The following is a 15,877-nucleotide window of genomic DNA, read 5'->3' on the forward strand; positions in this document are numbered from 1 at the left end:
ATGCCCCTTCTCGAAGTCAACGACCTCCACATCGGCCTGCAGACCCAGCGCGGCCCGGCCGAAGCGGTTCGCGGAATTTCCTTCTCGCTCGAGCGCGGCGAAACGCTGGGCATCGTGGGCGAGTCGGGCTGCGGCAAGTCGATTACCGTGATGTCGCTCATGGGGCTTCTGCCCTCGACCGCGAAGGTCAGCGGCAGCATCCGGCTGGACGGGCAGGAGCTCGTCGGACTGCCCGAAAAGGCGATGTGCCAGATCCGCGGCAACCGCATCGGCATGATCTTCCAGGAGCCAATGACGGCGCTGAACCCGGTGCACACCATCGCACGCCAGGTCGGCGAGCCGCTGCGGCTGCATCGCGGGCTCTCCAAGGCCGAGGCGCGAAAGGAGGCGCTGGGCCTGCTGGAGCGCGTGGGCATTCCCGATGCCGCCTCTCGGCTCGATGCGTACCCGCACCAGTTCTCGGGCGGGCAGCGCCAGCGCATCGGTATCGCGATGGCGCTCGCCTGCGGCCCCGACCTGCTGATTGCCGACGAGCCCACCACCGCGCTCGACGTGACCATCCAGAAGCAGGTGCTGGACCTGATCCAGAGCCTGGTCGCCGAGATGGGCATGGCGCTGATCCTGATCTCGCACGACCTCGGCGTGATTGCCAACAGCGTGCAGCGCATGCTCGTGATGTATGGCGGCAGCATGGTCGAGAGCGGCCCGACCCAGGCCGTGTTCGCCGAGCGTGCGCATCCCTACACGCGGGGACTGTTCGCGGCGCGGCCGGTGCTCGGTGCACCGCGCACCGGCCGGCTGGCCACCATCCGCGGCAGCGTGCCAGAGTTGGTGGACTTGCCGCGAGGCTGCGCCTTTGCAGGGCGTTGCAGCTTCACGGCCGATGTTTGCTACACCACGAAGCCACCGCTGGCCGTGAAGCCGAGCGGCCATGCCGTGCGCTGCCTGCGTCTCGAAGACATCGCCGCGCAAAGCGCTGTTGCTGCATGAGCCAGTCCGCCAAAGCCCAACCGCTGCTGCAGGTGACCGACCTCGTGCGGCACTACGACCTGCCGCGCGAAAAACTCTTCGCACCGCCGCCGACTGTCAAGGCACTCAACGGCGTGAGCTTCAAGGTCGAAGCCGGCCGCAGCCTCGGCATCGTCGGCGAATCGGGCTCGGGAAAGTCGACCATTGCGCGTCTCGTGATGGCGCTCGACACGCCCACCTCTGGCAGCGTGAAGTTGCTCGGGCGTGATCTGCACACGTTGCCCAGGAGTGAACTGCGCACCGCACGCCGCGATTTTCAGATGGTCTTTCAAGACCCGTACGGCTCGCTCGATCCGCGCCAGACCGTCGCACGCATCGTCGCGGAGCCGCTCGAGGCCTTGGCCGAAGCATCGCGAAAAGAACAACGCGAACGCGCCGCTGAATCGCTCGCCGCAGTCGGCTTGCGCACCACCGACATGGACAAGTACCCGCACGAGTTCTCGGGCGGGCAAAGACAACGCATCGCCATCGCACGCGCGCTCATCACGCGCCCCAAACTCATCGTCGCCGACGAGCCCGTCAGCGCGCTCGACGTGTCGGTGCAGGCGCAGGTGCTCAACCTCATGCAGGACCTGCAGCAGCAGTTCGGCATCAGCTACCTGCTCATCAGCCACGACCTCGCTGTGGTCAACCACCTGTGCGACGACGTCGCCGTGGTCTTCAAGGGCCAGATCGTGGAGCAGGGCGCGCCGGGCCACCTGTTCCGCCACGCGCAGCACCCCTACACGCGGACGCTGCTGTCCGCCGTTTTGCAGACGCCCGCGGCCTGAGCCGCTCGGGTCATCCCCTTACTTCTGGAGAGATATCGAATGTTGAAGCGACGCACCCTCATGGGCACCGCCATGGCCGCGGCGATCCCGGGCGCCTTTCTCCCGCTCGCGCAAGCGCAGACGGGCAAGAACACGTTGAACATCGGCATGCCGCTGGAACCGCCAGGCCTGGACCCGACGGCCGGTGCCGCGTCGGCCATTGCCGAGATCACGCAATACAACATCTTCGAGACGCTCACCAAAGTCAACGCCGATGGTTCGGTCACGCCGATGCTCGCCGAGAGCTGGTCATCGTCGCCCGACATGAAGACCTTCGTCTTCAAGCTGCGCAAGGGCGTGCGCTTCGAGAACGGGCAGCCCTTCAACGCCGGCACGGTCAAGTTCTCGTTCGACCGCGCAGGCGGCGCCAAGAGCACGAACAAGGACAAGCGCTTCTTCAGCGAGATCGGCACCGTGGTGCTCGACGAGTACACGGTGGGCGTCAACAGTACGCTGTCGAACCCCGACCTGCCGTTCATGCTCGGGCAGTCCACGGCCTGCATCGTCGAGCCCAAGAGCGCCGAGACCAATGCGACCGCGCCTGTCGGCACCGGTCCCTACAAGCTCGCCGCCTGGCAGCGCGGCGCCTCGTGCACGTTGGTGAAGTCGCCGACCTACCGCGACCCGGGCCTCGCGAAGATCGAGAAATTCGTTTTCCGCTTCATGTCCGACACCGCCGCGCAGACCGCGGCGCTGATGGCCAACGACATCGACATCTTCCCGCGCGCGGGTACCCGCTCGGTCGCGCAGTTCAAGGGCAACCCGCGCTTCCAGGTGCTGGAGGTGGGCACGCGCGGCAAGGTGATCCTCACCATCAACAACCGCAAGAAGCCGCTCGACGACGTGCGCGTGCGCCGCGCGATCCTGGCGGCGCTGGACCGCAACACGATCATCCAGGGCGCGGCGGATGGCTTCGGCAAGCCCATCGGCAGCCACTACGCGATGGGCGCGCCGGGCTTCATCGACACGACCGCGATGAACCCCTACGACATCGAGAAGGCCAAGCGCCTGCTCGCCGAAGCCGGTGTGAAGACACCGCTCGAACTGCGCCTCACGCTGCCGCCGCCTTCGTACGCACGGCAGGGCGGCGAGATGATCGCCGCGCAGCTGGCACAGATCGGCATCAACGTGAAGTTCCAGAACGTCGAGTGGGCGCAATGGCTCAGCGGCACCTTCGGCGGCGCCCACGACTTCGACCTGACGATGGTCGCGCATGTGGAGCCCTTCGACCTGGTGAAGTACACCGAGCCCGACTACTACTGGGGCTACGACTCGAAGAAGTTCCGCGACATGTTCGTCGCGATCCAGAACGAAGAGAACAAGAAACGCCGGGCCGACCTGCTGGCCGAAGCGCAGAAGCAACTGGCGACCGACGCGGTCAACGGCTTTCTTTACCAGGCGGTGTTTCCCACCATCGCGCGCAAGGAGGTCAAGGGCCTGTGGGCCAGCATGCCGATCGTGGTGAACGATCTCGCCGCCATCTCCTGGAGCTGATGCCATGACCAAGCCCCTGCATTCCCTCAGCGCAGCCGAACTCGGCGCGGCCTACCGCAGCAAGGAACTCTCGCCGGTCGAGGTGGTGCGCGCGGTCAACGAGCGCATCGCGGCGCTGGAGCCGAAGCTGCACGCGACCTGGCTCTTCCGTCCCGAGCTTGCGCTGGAGCAGGCCCGCGCCTCTGAAGCGCGCTGGCGGGCCGGCACACCGCGCGGTGCGCTCGACGGCGTGCCCGTGACGATCAAGGACAACCTCGCGACCGCCGGCGATCCGATGCCGCTGGGCACCGCGGCCTACGACCTCGTGCCCGTCGTGGACGATTCGCCGCCGGCGGCCCGTCTGAAGCAAGACGGCACCGTGCTCGTCGCCAAGACCACGATGCCCGACGTCGGCATGCTGTCGTCCGGCCTCTCGACCTTTCATGAACTCTCGCGCAACCCGTGGGACCTGTCGCGCACGCCCGGCGGCTCCAGCGCGGGGGCAGGCGCGGCCGCCGCCGCGGGCTATGGTCCGCTGCATGCGGGCACCGACATCGGCGGCTCGCTGCGCCTGCCCGCAAGCTGGTGCGGCATCTTCACGCTCAAGCCCAGCTTCGGCCGCATCCCGCTGAGCACGCCTTACATGGGTCGCTGCGCCGGGCCGATGACGCGCACGGTGGAAGACGCCGCGCTGATGATGCAGTCCGTCGCCCAGCCCGACAGCCGCGACTATTCCGAACTGCCACCGCCCGTCATCGACTGGCTGGCCTTCGACGTGGATGCGTCCTTCCTCGCCGGCAAGCGCGTGGGCCTCTTGATGGACGCGGGCTGCGGCCTGCCGCTCGATCCGCAGATCCGCGACGCGGTGCTCGCTGCCGCGAAGAAGATCGAAGCGGCCGGCGCCCACGTCGAGGAGATGAAGCCCTTCATGACCCCGAAGATGCTGCAGGGCATGGACCACTTCTGGCGCATGCGCTCGCTCGGCGACCTGCGCGCCATGGCGCCCGAGCGCCGCGCGAAGATGCTGCCCTACATCGATGCCTGGGCCGAGAGCGCGGCCGGCTTCTCGGGCGAGCACATCTTCGACGCCTACAGCCAGTTCGTCGCCACGCGTGCCGCCACCATCGCGGCGACCGTGGGCTTCGATTTCGTGATCTCGCCGGTGTCGCCCAACATGCCCGCGCCCGCGGAACATGCCTCGCCGACGAACGATCCGCTGCGCTCGCTGGAGCACATCGGCTTCACGGTGCCCTACAACATGTCGGAGCAGCCGGCGTCGTCGGTCAACTGCGGTTATTCGGATGCGGGCCTGCCCATCGGGCTGCAGGTCGCGGGCCGGCGCTTCGACGACCTGGGCGTGCTGCAGTTCAGCCGCGCCTTCGAGCTGATCCGCGATGCGCAGAAGCCCTGGCCCGAACTTCAGTGATCCGCCTGCCAAGAGGAGACAAGAAATGACAGCAACCCATTACATCGACGGCGGCCGCGTGGCCTCGCTCGGCACCGAAACCATCGCCGTGATCGACCCGAGCGACGGACAGCGCTTCGGCGAGATCGCACGCGGCAATGCGGCGGATGTGGACGCCGCAGTCCGCGCCGCACGCAAGGCCATGGGCGAGAACTTCGACGGCCCCTGGGGTGCGATGACCGCGCTCGAACGCGGCCGCCTGCTGGCCAGGCTCGGCGCCGCAGTGATGCAGCACCACGAGGAACTCGCCCAGCTCGAAGCGCGCGACACCGGCAAGGCGCTGCGCGTGGCGCGCAATGACGCGACCGCGCTCGCGCGCTACTTCGAGTACTACGCCGGCGCTTGCGACAAGCTGCACGGCGACACGCTGCCCTACGAGCGCGGCTACACGGTGCTGACGGTGCGCATGCCGCACGGCGTGACCGGGCACATCATTCCCTGGAACTACCCGATGCAGATCGCGGGCCGCAGCGTGGGTGCTTCGCTTGCGGCTGGCAACGCCTGTGTGGTCAAGCCGGCCGAGGACGCGAGCCTCTCGCTGCTGCGCCTGGCGGAGATCGCGACCGAGGTGGGCTTTCCCGCCGGCGCGCTGAATGTGGTGACGGGCTACGGCAGGGAGGCGGGCGCGGCGTTGTGCGCGCATCCGGGCATCGACCACATCTCGTTCACCGGTTCGACTGTCACAGGACGCAGCGTCGGCCTCGCGGCGGCCGAGCGGCATTGCCCCGTCACGCTGGAGTTGGGCGGCAAATCACCGCAGCTCGTGTTCGCCGATGCCGACCTCGATGCGGCCGTGCCCGTGCTGCTCAACGCGATCATCCAGAACGCCGGCCAGACCTGTTCGGCGGGCAGTCGCGTGCTGGTCGAGCAATCGGTGTACGAAGAAGTCGTGAAGCGACTGGCCGAGCGCTTCTCGGCCGTGCTCTCGGGTCCGCCTGCCGACGATCTGGACATGGGTCCGCTGATCAACGAAAAGCAGTTCCGCCAGGTGCGCGACATGGTCGCGACCGCCGAGGCGAATGGCGTGAAGGTGGCGGCGCGCGGCACGGTGTCTTCGAACGCGTCTGCAAATGGTTACTACCAGGAAGCTGTGTTGTTCCGCGATGTGCCCGCGGACAGCGAGCTTGCGCAGCGCGAAGTCTTCGGCCCCGTGCTGGCCGTGATGCCCTTCGCCGACGAGGCCGAGGCGATCAGGCTCGCGAACGGCACCGACTTCGGCCTGGTGGCCGGCGTCTGGACCCGCGACGGCGCACGGCAGCTGCGCGTGGCGAACAAGCTGCACTGCGGTCAGGTCTTCATCAACAACTACGGTGCGGCGGGCGGCGTGGAATTGCCCTTCGGCGGCGTCAAGTCGAGTGGCTTCGGCCGCGAGAAGGGTTTCGAAGCCCTGCTAGGCTTCACGACCCTCAAGACCATCGCCATCAAGCACGGGTGAACCCATGAACACGAACACACAAGAAGCACAAGAGCCCCGCCGCGTCGGCCTGGTCGGCGTCGGCCTGATGGGCAGCGGCATTGCGCAGAACATCGTCAAGCACGGCCACCGGCTGACCATCCTCGACCACCCCGGCAACCAGCCCGTCGGCGCGCTGCTCGCGGCCGGCGCCACGGCGGTGTCGGACGTGACGGCACTGGCTGCGGAGGTCGATGTGCTGATCCTCTGCGTCACCGGCACGCCGCAGGTCGAGGCCGTGATGCTCGGCAAGGATGGAAAGGGGGGCGCGCTCGCCAGCCTGCGCCCCGGCACCGTGGTGATCGATTGCTCGACCGCCGTGCCCGACTCCACGACCAAGGTCGCGCAAGCCGTGCAGGCCAAGGGCGGCAAGTTCCTCGACGCGCCGATGACGCGCACCGCCAAGGAAGCCGCCGAAGGCCGGCTCAACCTGCTGGTGGGCGGCGACGCCGAGGTGCTGGCCTCGTGCCTGCCGCTCCTGCGCTGCTTTGCCGAGAACATCACGCATGTGGGCGGCATCGGTGCGGGCCATGCGATGAAGCTGCTGCATAACTTCGTGTCGCTCGGCACCGTCGCGCTGCTGTGCGAAGCGGCCGCCTGCGCGGAGCGCGCCGGCGTGGCGCCCGATGTGTTCGTCGATGTGCTGGCCAAGGGCGGTGGCAACGGTGTGGCGCTGGAACGCGTCAAGCCCAAGCTCCTGACCGGCAGCACCGACTCGCTGAAGTTCTCGATGGCCAATGCCAAGAAGGACCTGGGCTACTACAACGACATGGCGCAGCAATCGTCGGCCAGCCACGGCATCGCGCAGGCCGTCGAGACGCTGTTGACCTACGGCATCGACACCTTCGGCCCCGACCGCATGGTGCTCGACCTGGTGGAAGCGCTGAAGAAGTAAGGCGCTGCGCCTCGCCTCACCTGCCGCTACGGCACGTAGCGCGAGAGCAAATGATCGACCAGGCGGCGCTGCGGAAACGTCAGCGTCTCCTGCCGCGTGCAGAGGTACATGCGGCGCGACGCCCACGCGTCGGAAAGGTTCAAAAAGCGCAGGCCCATTTCCTTGCGGTAGGTGGCCGCCGCGCCCTCGGGCAGGATGCCCACGCCCATGCCGGCCTCGATCATCCGGCACACCGCCTCGAAGCTCTTGACCTTCACGCGCAGGCGCAGCACCTTGCGCGCGGCGACCGCCGCATCCTCGATGGTGCGGGCGATGGCCGAGTCGTTCTCCAGGCCCACGAAATCGAAGTCGAGCAGCTCCGCGAACGACACCTCGCGATTGCGGTACGGGTGCTTGCGGTGGACGATGGCCACCAGCCTGTCCATGCGGTACGGAATGAAGTTGAGCGTGGTGTCTGCGGTGTCGCCGGTGATCACGCCGACGTCGGCCTGCCGGTCGCGGATCGCCTGCACGATCCACACGCTGCGGTGCTCCTCCACATCGACGCGGATCTCCGGGTAGCTGCGGCGGAAGCTCGCCACGTCGTCGGGCAGGAACTGCCCCATGGCCGAGGCATTGGCCTGCAGTCGCACGCGGCCGGTCGCGCCCTGCGCGTAGTCCGAGAGATCGGCGCGCATGCGGTCGACGTCGCGCAGGATCAGCCGCGCATGGATGGCCAGCGACTCGCCTGCGCCAGTCACGGTCACGCCCTTGGAGGTGCGCTGGAAGAGCGGCACGCCGAACTCGGTCTCGAGGATGCGGATGCGGCGGCTCGCGGCCGACAGCACCATGTGGTGCTCCTCGGCGGCCTTCGACAGGCTGCCGGATTCGAGGGCGCTCAGGAAGAGCGCGAGGGAGTCGAGGTCGGGCCGCATCGGTCCGTTCAGCGCAGGGTGATTGCCAGCGAATCGAACGGCGCTTCGAACTCGGCACGCCAGGTTTCGCCGGGCACGATGGGCCAGGCGTCGGTCCATGTGCCGGTGGTGATCACGTCGCCGGGTTGCAGCGTCGGCGCACCCGGGCAGTTCTGCAGCTCCTGCACGAAATGGCGGAGCGCATGCAGCGGGCCGTCGAGCACGTTGACGCTGGTGCCTTCGTCGATGGCCGCATCGCCCTTGAACAGTCTGAGGCGGGTGGCCGCCAGCTTGTCGTCGAGCTCGGCGCCCGTATTCGCGAACTTGCGAACGGGCGTTTCGCGGCCGACCAGCAGGCGTGCATGCAGCGCGCCATCGGCCACGGTTTCCGCGGCGGTGAATTTCCAGTCGCAGTGAGACTGCACGATCTCGAAGCCCGGTGCCAGCCACTCGACGCAGCCGAAGACCTGCTCCAGCGTTGCATCGCGCGGTGGGGTCGCGGCGATGCCGAAGACGATCTCAGGCTCGATCCGGGGCTGGACGGTTCCGGCGAGGTCCACGGTTCCATGTCCGTCGCAGCGCGTGAGCGTCGTGTTCCATACCGGACCCCAGATCGGCCCGAACACGCCGTAGCGCTGCCAGATCGTGCGGTTGGTGAAGCCGATCTTGTAGCCGACCGGGCGCTCGCCGCGTTCCAGCCGCAGGGCACGCAGCGCGAGCGCGTCCTGGTAGGCGGCGGCAACGTCGGTGCGGCCGAGGGTGGAGCGGTCCGCAGGCCACAACGCGGCCTTGTCGTAGTGGGCGAGTACGGCTTCGGGGGTCATCGAATCAGTCTACATGCGACGGGGCGGCGGTCACAGCCGTGTCACGTTGCGCGTGGCACGCTCGCGGCCTTGGAACCACAACGCCGTCTTCACCTGCGACCCTTCCTCATCGCATTGGCGGTTGCCTGCCTGATGGCGTTGGCCGTTGCATGGCATCTCACGGCAAATACCAGGTCAGCGGAAGGCCCGCCGCTCGAGATCCGCTGGCACGGCAACGGCATCATCCTGCAGGGCACGGTGAGGGACGTGGCCACGCAGCGCGCGCTGGCCGAGGGCGCTGCCGCACGGCTCGGTGGCGAGGCCGACCAGGTGGTGGACTGGCTCGACATCGTGCCCTCCGCGCTGCCGGTGGCGGACGCCGCAGCGCTCGCTGAACTCATCCGCCTCGGACAGGAAGGCTGGCACCTGCAGCGGCGGGCGAAAGACGGATGGCTGGCTGTGCAGTCGCTCACCGACGAGCGCAGCGCCAGGGCTCGCGCTCTGCTGCGCACCGCATTCGGTCCAGAGGTTTCGATCGAACTGGTAGCGCTGCCCTGAGCCCCCGCGCGGGCAAGGGATGGTCACGCCGCCGTCATGTCGCGTGGCCAGCATGCGCTGCATTCCAATATGGAGGAGAAGATCCATGCATGCATCGCTGAAACATCTCGCGCTGGCGGGTGTCGTCCTGGCCACCTTGTCCGCTTGCGGCGGCAGTGGCAGTTCGGGCAATTTCTTTCCCTTTCTCCCGCCGGCGCCCCCGCCCGCACCGGCGCCTCCCCCCGCGCCCGGCAGCATCGACGTGAAGCTCATCGCCTTCAACGACCTGCACGGCAACCTCGAGCCGCCCAAGCTCTCGATCACCGCACCCGCCACCGGTGGCGGCACGGTGCCGGTGCCCGCCGGCGGCGCGGCCTACTTGGCTTCGGCCGTTGCATCGCTCAAGGCGAAGAACGAGAACAACGCGGTGGTGTCGGCCGGCGACATGATCGGCGCCTCGCCGCTGGTGTCGGCGCTGTTCCTCGACGAGTCGACCATCGAGGCCGTGAACGCGATGAAGATCGACTTCAACGCCGTCGGCAACCACGAATTCGACAAGGGCCAGACCGAACTGCTGCGCATGAAGAACGGCGGCTGCGCAAAGAACACCGCGCTCGAACCCTGCCGCGTGAACAAGGCCTTCCCGGGCGCGAACTTCGGCTTTCTCGCGGCCAACACGGTGAAGACCGACGGCAACACGCTGTTCCCCGCGACCGGCATGAAGAGCTTCACCAAGGACGGCGCCACGGTGAAGGTCGCCTTCATCGGCATGACGCTGAAGGGCACGCCCAACATCGTGACGCCCGCCGGCGTTGCGGGCCTGAGCTTCAAGGACGAAGCCGACACGGCGAATGCGCTGATCCCGCAACTGAAGGCACAGGGCGCGGACGCCATCGTCGTGGTGATCCACGAAGGCGGCACCACCACCGTCGGCTACAACGACAAGAGTTGCGCCGGCCTGAGCGGCGACATCCTGCCGATCCTGAACAAGCTCGATACGGCAGTCGACGTGGTGATCTCGGGTCACACGCACCGCTCGTACGTCTGCGACTACGGCAAGACCAATCCGGCCAAGCCTTTCCTGCTGACGAGCGCGGGCCAGTACGGCACGCTGCTGACCGACATCAATCTCACCATCGACACCCGCACCCGCAAGGTGACGGCCAAGGCGGCCGACAACGTGATCGTGCAGGGCGAGGCCTACACCAGCGGCGCCAACACCATCGCGCTGACCGACCAGTACCCCGTGTTCGGCAAGAACCAGGAGGTGGCCGCGCTCATCAGCCAGTACCTCGCGATCGCCGGGCCGCTGGTGCAGCGCGTGGTGGGCTCGCTCACGACCACCGCGACGCGCGCGCAGGTGGAACCATCGAAGGAAAGCGTGCTCGGCAACCTGATCGCCGACGCGCAGCTCGCCGCGACCAGCCCGGCTGGCAAGGGCGCCGCGCAGATCGCCTTCATGAACCCGGGCGGCGTGCGCGCCGACCTCGCGCCCGCGCCCGGCGGCAACGTGACCTACGGCCAGATCTTCGCGGTGCAGCCCTTCGGCAACAGCCTGGTAGTGAAGACGATGACGGGCGCGCAGATCAAGGCGGTGCTCGAGCAGCAGTTCAACAGCGGCTCCAACACCGTAGCCGCGCCGAAGGTGCTGCTGCCCTCGCGCGGCCTGACCTACGCGTTCAGCGCTTCGGCGCCCGGCGGCTCGCGCATCAGCAACATGGCGCTCAATGGCACGGCCATCGATCCGGCGGCGAACTACCGCGTCACGATGAACAGCTTCCTGGCCACCGGCGGCGACAACTTCACCGTGTTCAACCAGGGCACCGACGTGCTCGGCGGCGATCAGGACGTGGACGCGCTGGAGGCCTACATCAAGGCGAACAGCCCGCTCGCGCCGCCGGCGACCGACCGCATCACGGTCGTTCCCTGAGCAGAGACGGCCTCGGTCGATCGATTCGTTGAGGTAGCCCCTTGGCGCGTCGGGGATCGGGGCCTGCGGTGTGGCGTCGCATGGGCTGCGGCTTGCCCGAGACCAGGCTGTGGCACAACCATTCGGCGGGACCCGCGTTGTAGCGCGCCAGCCACCAGCAACTGGAGGCCGCCTGCAGCGCGAAGATCGCGATGCCGAAGACCACGAGGCTCACAGGATCGAGGTGGAGGCCGGTGCCGTGCAGGATGCACAGAGTGAGCAGCGCTTGCGCGAGGCCGTTCGTCAGCGCCATCCGGCCAGCGGGCGCCAGCTTCAGCAGCCAGCGTCGCCATGAGGCTCGCTGGAACAGGAGAACGAAGGCGGCCGCGAAGAACGCGCCTTGCGCGAGCAGCGCGACATCGCGCAGCGTAGGGGCAATGGACGCACCGACCACGGCGATCAGGTTCACGGCAAAACCCGCGTACAGGAGGCGTTGCCAGAAGCGGCGATGCGCCACCGATTCGCGCAGCACGGCGGCGTGGCCGGTCCACAAGCTCGCGACCATCAGCACCAGCAGGCCGGCCACCGCATGGCCGGGGAGGAGACCGAGCAGGTGGACCATCAGCACGCCGAACAGGCCGAAGCCGCGCAATGCGTCAGGCAGTGAAAGGCGGGCAATGAGAGGGCCAATGCGCACCGGCGGCAAAGGCAACGTACGGACAGTCTCGGAGGTCATCGAAGTACGTGTGGGTTGTGGTGGGTTCCGCTGCGATGCTATGAATCAGCATTGCCCCAACATTGCGTTTCCTCCATCGATGCTGCGGTGCAAAACCGGGTTCCAGAACCCCGCTTTCGCCCGTCGCCAACGCCAGCGCAGGCACGCGGCCTGACTTCGCGTAGGCGGGATTCCCACGTCGGATTTCTCGTGTTTTGGCGGCCGTAGCATGGCTCGATCTGCCGCTGCAGGCAGAGAGCTTTCCTGCCGATCCATGTTCTTTTTGCAAAGGAATCCATCATGAGCACCATGAACCTCCGCACGCTCGCGCTCTCGTCCGTCGTTGCAGCGTGCAGCCTTGCCTTCGTCGGATGCACCACGACGCGCCCGCAGGACCAGGGCAGCAGCGCAACCTCGCGCACGTCGATCGATGCACAGGTCGATGCCTCGCTGTCCAAGCTGTACGACTCGGTGAAGGGATCGCGCGAACTGGTCTCCAAGTCGAGCGGCGTGCTGGTGTTCCCGGCCGTGGTCGGGGCCAGCCTGGGCGTCGGCGCCGAATACGGACGCGGCGCATTGCGCGTGAATGGCCGCACGCAGTCGTACTACAGCACCACCGCAGGCTCGGTGGGCTTCCAGGCCGGCGCGCAGTCGAAGGCCGTGATCTACCTGTTCACCACGCAGGCGGCGCTCGACAAATTCCGCAGCAGCAAGGGCTGGACGGCCGGCGCCGACGCCACGGTGGCGCTTGCCACCATCGGCGCCAACGGCAGCATCGATACCAACACGATCCGGCAGCCCGTGGTGGGCTTCGTGCTGACCAACGTGGGGTTGGAAGCGGGCGTCTCGCTGTCGGGCGCGAAGATCACCGAGATCCAGCTGTAAGACGGGCGCTGGCGCGGGGCCTGCGCCCCGCCGTCAATCGGCCAGTTGCGCCGCCAGTTGCGCCTGCAGATCGGCGACCTGTCTGCGCAGGGCGTCGTTCTCGCGCGTGAGTTCGGCCACGCGTTGCTCTAGTGCTTCGACCGCATCGGGCTTGGCCGCCTGATCGTCCGATGTGGACTCGGGCGATTCTTCGCGCGGCTTGCGCTTGGCTTCGCGCACGCGCTTGGCGGCCTGCTTGAGTTCGTCCTTGCCCGCATTTGCGGCAGTGACTTGTTCTTCGGCGGGCAGGCTGGCCACGGCTGCGGCGGTGTTGATCGAGATCACCCCCGATTTCACCGCAGCGACCAGTTCGGGCGCAGCTTGCTTCTGGATCTTTTCGATCATCACGACCTGGCTGCTGCTCAGGCGCGCGGCCTTGGCGATGGATTCGCGGCTGTTCAGCGGCGCGGGCGGCGGCAGGGCGTTGGCGTTGTCGGCGGAGGATTCGCCGGCGGGCGTGTCGACATCGAAAGGCGGGTCGTCAGATGACGGGGTTTCCGACAGCGCGCGGGAGCGCTGATCGTCGACGATGACTTTCTTTCGAAGCGCCAGCACGCCGCGCTGGTAGTCCGAGATGCTGCGCCGGCCGAGGTGCTGATCGATCATCCAGAGGTGCACATCCTCGATCGCCTTGAAGCGCGTGTTCTGCACCGTCTGGAACGGCAGGCCGTGCTTCTGGCAGATGCCGTAGCGGTTGTGGCCATCCACCAGCACCTCGCCCCACAGCACGAGCGCATCGCGGCAGCCCTCGGTGAGGATGCTGCGTTCCAGCGCCGCGTATTCCTCCGGAGACATGGGATCGATATAGGCTTTGAGTTCTTCGTTGACGACGATGTTCATGAGGGAGGGATCGGGGAAAGGGGCGGAATTCTAGATGCGCGCGTCGGGCGGACTTCCACCACGCGCTCCCATTGCAGCGGCGCCGTCTCGTGGCACACGATTCGCGCGTCGACGGAGGTGCAGACGGCCACCATGTGGTCGGGCGTGGGCTGCAGTTGCTGGAAGTGCCATGCGGCGTTGCCATGCGGATCGGCGAGCGCGAACCCGACGTCGCCGGGGTTGTCCAGCGCAAAAGCGAAACTGTCGAGCGGTATCTGCAAGCCCATGCCGCGCGCCTTGATGTAGCTCTCCTTCAAGGTCCACAGCTCGAAGAAGCGATGCGGCTGCGAGGCGGCCGGCAATGCGCCGAGCGACCTGGCCTCGGCCGGTGCGAAGAAGTGATCGACGGCGTCGAGCACGGCGGGGCGGCGGATGTTCTCGACGTCGACACCCAGCTCGATGTCGCGGGCAATCGCCAGCACGATGAGGCCGGCGGTGTGGCTCAGGTTGAAGTCCAGGCCGCGTGTTTCTTCAATGGCCGAGCCGTCATCGATGCGGGGACGGCCGAAGGTGCCGCTGGCGAAGCGCCAGTGGTGCGGATCGACCGGTGCATAGCGCGAGAGGATCGTGCGCACCAGCACCCGGGTCAGCAGGTAGCGATGCCGGTCGCGTGCGAAGTGGAAACGATCTTTCTGTTGCAGCTCCTGCGGTGTCAACAGTGCGCGATATGAAGCGTCGAGCGCGGGATCGCCGGACTCGCCATGGGGGCAGAACCAGAGATGGATGTCGCCCGCAGGCAAAGGGAGAAGGGGGGCAGCGCGATGCATGGTGGGCAGCAGCGCTGCGTCGCAATCTTGTTTTTTCAAATGGTTGCACGAAGCGAAGTCGGCTATTATCGCGACCCCCTGTGCCGGGTTCCGCGTTCTCTCGCGGATCGCTCGGTCACCTGATCCGCCGCGGCGGATTTTCTCGGGGCTCCTCATGTCGTTTGTTTGAGTGTCGATCCGGAAGGGTCATGGAAATGCCTCAAAATCCGTCTATAAATAGCAATGATTCTTATTTCGATTTGTGCATCGAAAGTAGTAAATCGGACCTGCGGCCCGTCTCGGCTCGCTCACTGGAACTGGAGGAAGAGGTGTTGAACATGCCGTTGCCGCATTCGTCCGAGCCTTCGCTCGCAGAGGTTTTCATTGCCCATCGGGCGCAGCTCTGGCGGGTCGCCCGGAAGATCGTCAACACGGCGGACCTGGCCGACGACGTCGTGCAGGACGCTTACCTGAAGATCGCCGACGGCCCCTGCGTCCGCCAGGCCGACCGCCCCATCGGCTACTGCTGCCAGGTGGTGCGCAACATGGCGCTGGACTACTGCCGCCGCCACCGCGTCGAGGCCAGCTATCGCACCTTCGATGTGGACGTGGAACTGCTCGATATGCCGACAACCGCTTCGACGCCCGACCGCATGATGTGCGAACGCCAGGTGATCACCGCCATCGACAAGGTTCTGGCCGGCCTCTCGCCCCGCACGCGGTTGGTGTTCGAGCTCTACCGTCTCGAAGGCCTCACGCAGCGCGAGATCGCGACGCGCCTGGGCTGCGCGCTGGGTCTCGTAAACGGACTGATCGCCGAGGCCGGCAACGCGATCAAGTCGTGCGGCCACCTGCTGCTCGAGAGCGATACACACTAGCTGCGGCTTCTACGCAGCGGGATCGCGCCCGTTTCCCGCGAGAATGCGCGCTGGACCGGCCGGGTCCGTTCAACAGTGACGACAGCCCCGGCCTCGGCGGACAACGCGAACAGCTTCACGAATGACACAGGAAACGGGCGATCCCATCTGGAATACCGCGTGGGACTGGGTGCAGCGCGAGCACGACAGCGAAAGCTTCGACGAAGCCGCGCGCGCCGAAATGATGGCCTGGCTCCTCGCAGAGCCCGCACACCGCCGGGCTTATGACAAGGCCGCCCAACTCTGGCTCCTCGCGGGTTTCGTTCCGCCGGTCAACGACTTCGGCGACGACCTGCCGGACGACGACGCCGAGCCTCGCGCCGGCAAGTAAAAAAACGCATCCAGCGTGAACGCGCCCTCTGCGCGCGTTTAGGCACCGGCGCGCCTGCGGCGCTCGCCGTACCGCCGTGAAAAATGAACAGATCGACCT

Annotated in this window: 16 protein-coding genes; 11 read left to right on the forward strand and 5 right to left on the reverse strand. The window is 67.0% G+C overall.

Features of this window, described 5'->3' with window-relative positions:
- Genes NU688_RS10970 through NU688_RS10995 form a run of 6 tightly spaced genes read left to right on the forward strand, consistent with a single transcriptional unit; the run spans position 1 to position 7,124 of the window.
- A complete protein-coding gene (locus tag NU688_RS10970; protein ID WP_257860635.1) occupies positions 1-990 on the forward strand; it encodes an ABC transporter ATP-binding protein in 990 nt (329 codons plus the stop codon).
- Positions 987-1,799 (forward strand): ATP-binding cassette domain-containing protein, encoded by an 813-nt coding sequence (locus tag NU688_RS10975; RefSeq protein WP_257860636.1) that lies wholly within the window; start codon positions 987-989, stop codon positions 1,797-1,799. The genes NU688_RS10970 and NU688_RS10975 overlap by 4 nt, the downstream gene beginning before the upstream one ends.
- A gap of 39 nt (positions 1,800-1,838) precedes the next feature.
- On the forward strand, positions 1,839-3,332 hold the full coding sequence (locus tag NU688_RS10980) for an ABC transporter substrate-binding protein (RefSeq protein ID WP_257860637.1): 1,494 nt from the start codon (positions 1,839-1,841) through the stop codon (positions 3,330-3,332).
- Between the two features lie 4 nt (positions 3,333-3,336).
- On the forward strand, positions 3,337-4,737 hold the full coding sequence (locus NU688_RS10985; RefSeq protein ID WP_257860638.1) for an amidase: 1,401 nt from the start codon (positions 3,337-3,339) through the stop codon (positions 4,735-4,737).
- Positions 4,738-4,762: 25 nt separating this feature from the next.
- Positions 4,763-6,211: an aldehyde dehydrogenase family protein gene (locus tag NU688_RS10990; RefSeq protein ID WP_257860639.1), complete on the forward strand. Its 1,449-nt coding sequence runs from the start codon at positions 4,763-4,765 to the stop codon at positions 6,209-6,211.
- A 4-nt stretch (positions 6,212-6,215) separates the two neighbouring features.
- Entirely contained in the window at positions 6,216-7,124 is a 909-nt protein-coding gene (locus tag NU688_RS10995) for an NAD(P)-dependent oxidoreductase (protein WP_257860640.1), read from the forward strand.
- Positions 7,125-7,150: 26 nt separating this feature from the next.
- On the opposite strand, the gene NU688_RS11000 is transcribed toward NU688_RS10995, so the two are convergent.
- Positions 7,151-8,038 carry a LysR family transcriptional regulator gene (locus tag NU688_RS11000; protein WP_013542717.1) on the reverse strand — a complete coding sequence of 296 codons (888 nt, stop codon included), beginning with the start codon at positions 8,036-8,038 and terminating at the stop codon, positions 7,151-7,153.
- A gap of 8 nt (positions 8,039-8,046) precedes the next feature.
- Complete coding sequence (locus NU688_RS11005; protein ID WP_257860641.1) at positions 8,047-8,841, reverse strand: 2-keto-4-pentenoate hydratase; 795 nt, start codon at positions 8,839-8,841, stop codon at positions 8,047-8,049.
- 69 nt (positions 8,842-8,910) lie between these two features.
- Between NU688_RS11005 and NU688_RS11010 the strand changes: the two genes are divergently transcribed.
- Positions 8,911-9,378, forward strand: a complete 468-nt coding sequence (locus tag NU688_RS11010; protein ID WP_257860642.1) for a hypothetical protein — start codon at positions 8,911-8,913, stop codon at positions 9,376-9,378.
- 85 nt (positions 9,379-9,463) lie between these two features.
- Positions 9,464-11,287: a bifunctional UDP-sugar hydrolase/5'-nucleotidase gene (locus NU688_RS11015; protein ID WP_257860643.1), complete on the forward strand. Its 1,824-nt coding sequence runs from the start codon at positions 9,464-9,466 to the stop codon at positions 11,285-11,287.
- On the opposite strand, the gene NU688_RS11020 is transcribed toward NU688_RS11015, so the two are convergent.
- Complete coding sequence (locus tag NU688_RS11020) at positions 11,271-12,002, reverse strand: DUF418 domain-containing protein (RefSeq protein ID WP_257860644.1); 732 nt, start codon at positions 12,000-12,002, stop codon at positions 11,271-11,273. The two genes, NU688_RS11015 and NU688_RS11020, sit on opposite strands and share 17 nt — an antisense overlap.
- Positions 12,003-12,281: 279 nt before the next feature.
- Between NU688_RS11020 and NU688_RS11025 the strand changes: the two genes are divergently transcribed.
- Entirely contained in the window at positions 12,282-12,866 is a 585-nt protein-coding gene (locus NU688_RS11025) for a YSC84-related protein (RefSeq protein ID WP_257860645.1), read from the forward strand.
- A 33-nt stretch (positions 12,867-12,899) separates the two neighbouring features.
- Here NU688_RS11025 and NU688_RS11030 read toward each other — a convergent pair whose 3' ends face one another.
- Together NU688_RS11030 and NU688_RS11035 are read right to left on the reverse strand one after the other, a co-directional pair.
- A complete protein-coding gene (locus NU688_RS11030; RefSeq protein WP_257860646.1) occupies positions 12,900-13,745 on the reverse strand; it encodes a plasmid replication/partition related protein in 846 nt (281 codons plus the stop codon).
- The gene (locus tag NU688_RS11035; RefSeq protein WP_257860647.1) at positions 13,742-14,551 is read right to left on the reverse strand and encodes a 4'-phosphopantetheinyl transferase superfamily protein; all 810 of its coding nucleotides are present in this window, start codon (positions 14,549-14,551) and stop codon (positions 13,742-13,744) included. Before NU688_RS11035 ends, NU688_RS11030 begins: the two co-directional genes overlap by 4 nt.
- Before the next feature lie 317 nt (positions 14,552-14,868).
- Here NU688_RS11035 and NU688_RS11040 point away from each other — a divergent pair, with 317 nt between their 5' ends.
- Both NU688_RS11040 and NU688_RS11045 read left to right on the forward strand, forming a co-directional pair.
- The gene (locus NU688_RS11040; protein ID WP_257861196.1) at positions 14,869-15,408 is read left to right on the forward strand and encodes a sigma-70 family RNA polymerase sigma factor; all 540 of its coding nucleotides are present in this window, start codon (positions 14,869-14,871) and stop codon (positions 15,406-15,408) included.
- Positions 15,409-15,529: 121 nt separating this feature from the next.
- Positions 15,530-15,778, forward strand: coding sequence for a DUF4880 domain-containing protein (locus NU688_RS11045; protein ID WP_257860648.1), 249 nt, complete (start codon positions 15,530-15,532; stop codon positions 15,776-15,778).
- Positions 15,779-15,877 lie beyond the last annotated feature (99 nt).

The sequence above is a fragment of the Variovorax sp. ZS18.2.2 genome (assembly GCF_024701975.1).
Taxonomy (GTDB): domain Bacteria; phylum Pseudomonadota; class Gammaproteobacteria; order Burkholderiales; family Burkholderiaceae_C; genus Variovorax.

Bases quoted from the DNA above. Each gene is read 5' to 3' on its own strand.
- NU688_RS10985 (WP_257860638.1), top strand. From the start codon at position 3,337: ATGACCAAGCCCCTGCATTCCCTCAGCGCAGCCGAACTCGGCGCGGCC.
- NU688_RS11030 (WP_257860646.1), bottom strand. From the start codon at position 13,745: ATGAACATCGTCGTCAACGAAGAACTCAAAGCCTATATCGATCCCATG.
- NU688_RS10975 (WP_257860636.1), top strand. From the start codon at position 987: ATGAGCCAGTCCGCCAAAGCCCAACCGCTGCTGCAGGTGACCGACCTC.
- NU688_RS11015 (WP_257860643.1), top strand. From the start codon at position 9,464: ATGCATGCATCGCTGAAACATCTCGCGCTGGCGGGTGTCGTCCTGGCC.
- NU688_RS11020 (WP_257860644.1), bottom strand. From the start codon at position 12,002: ATGACCTCCGAGACTGTCCGTACGTTGCCTTTGCCGCCGGTGCGCATT.
- NU688_RS10980 (WP_257860637.1), top strand. From the start codon at position 1,839: ATGTTGAAGCGACGCACCCTCATGGGCACCGCCATGGCCGCGGCGATC.
- NU688_RS10995 (WP_257860640.1), top strand. From the start codon at position 6,216: ATGAACACGAACACACAAGAAGCACAAGAGCCCCGCCGCGTCGGCCTG.
- NU688_RS11005 (WP_257860641.1), bottom strand. From the start codon at position 8,841: ATGACCCCCGAAGCCGTACTCGCCCACTACGACAAGGCCGCGTTGTGG.
- NU688_RS11025 (WP_257860645.1), top strand. From the start codon at position 12,282: ATGAGCACCATGAACCTCCGCACGCTCGCGCTCTCGTCCGTCGTTGCA.
- NU688_RS11045 (WP_257860648.1), top strand. From the start codon at position 15,530: ATGACACAGGAAACGGGCGATCCCATCTGGAATACCGCGTGGGACTGG.
- NU688_RS11040 (WP_257861196.1), top strand. From the start codon at position 14,869: ATGCCGTTGCCGCATTCGTCCGAGCCTTCGCTCGCAGAGGTTTTCATT.
- NU688_RS10970 (WP_257860635.1), top strand. From the start codon at position 1: ATGCCCCTTCTCGAAGTCAACGACCTCCACATCGGCCTGCAGACCCAG.
- NU688_RS10990 (WP_257860639.1), top strand. From the start codon at position 4,763: ATGACAGCAACCCATTACATCGACGGCGGCCGCGTGGCCTCGCTCGGC.
- NU688_RS11035 (WP_257860647.1), bottom strand. From the start codon at position 14,551: ATGCATCGCGCTGCCCCCCTTCTCCCTTTGCCTGCGGGCGACATCCAT.
- NU688_RS11000 (WP_013542717.1), bottom strand. From the start codon at position 8,038: ATGCGGCCCGACCTCGACTCCCTCGCGCTCTTCCTGAGCGCCCTCGAA.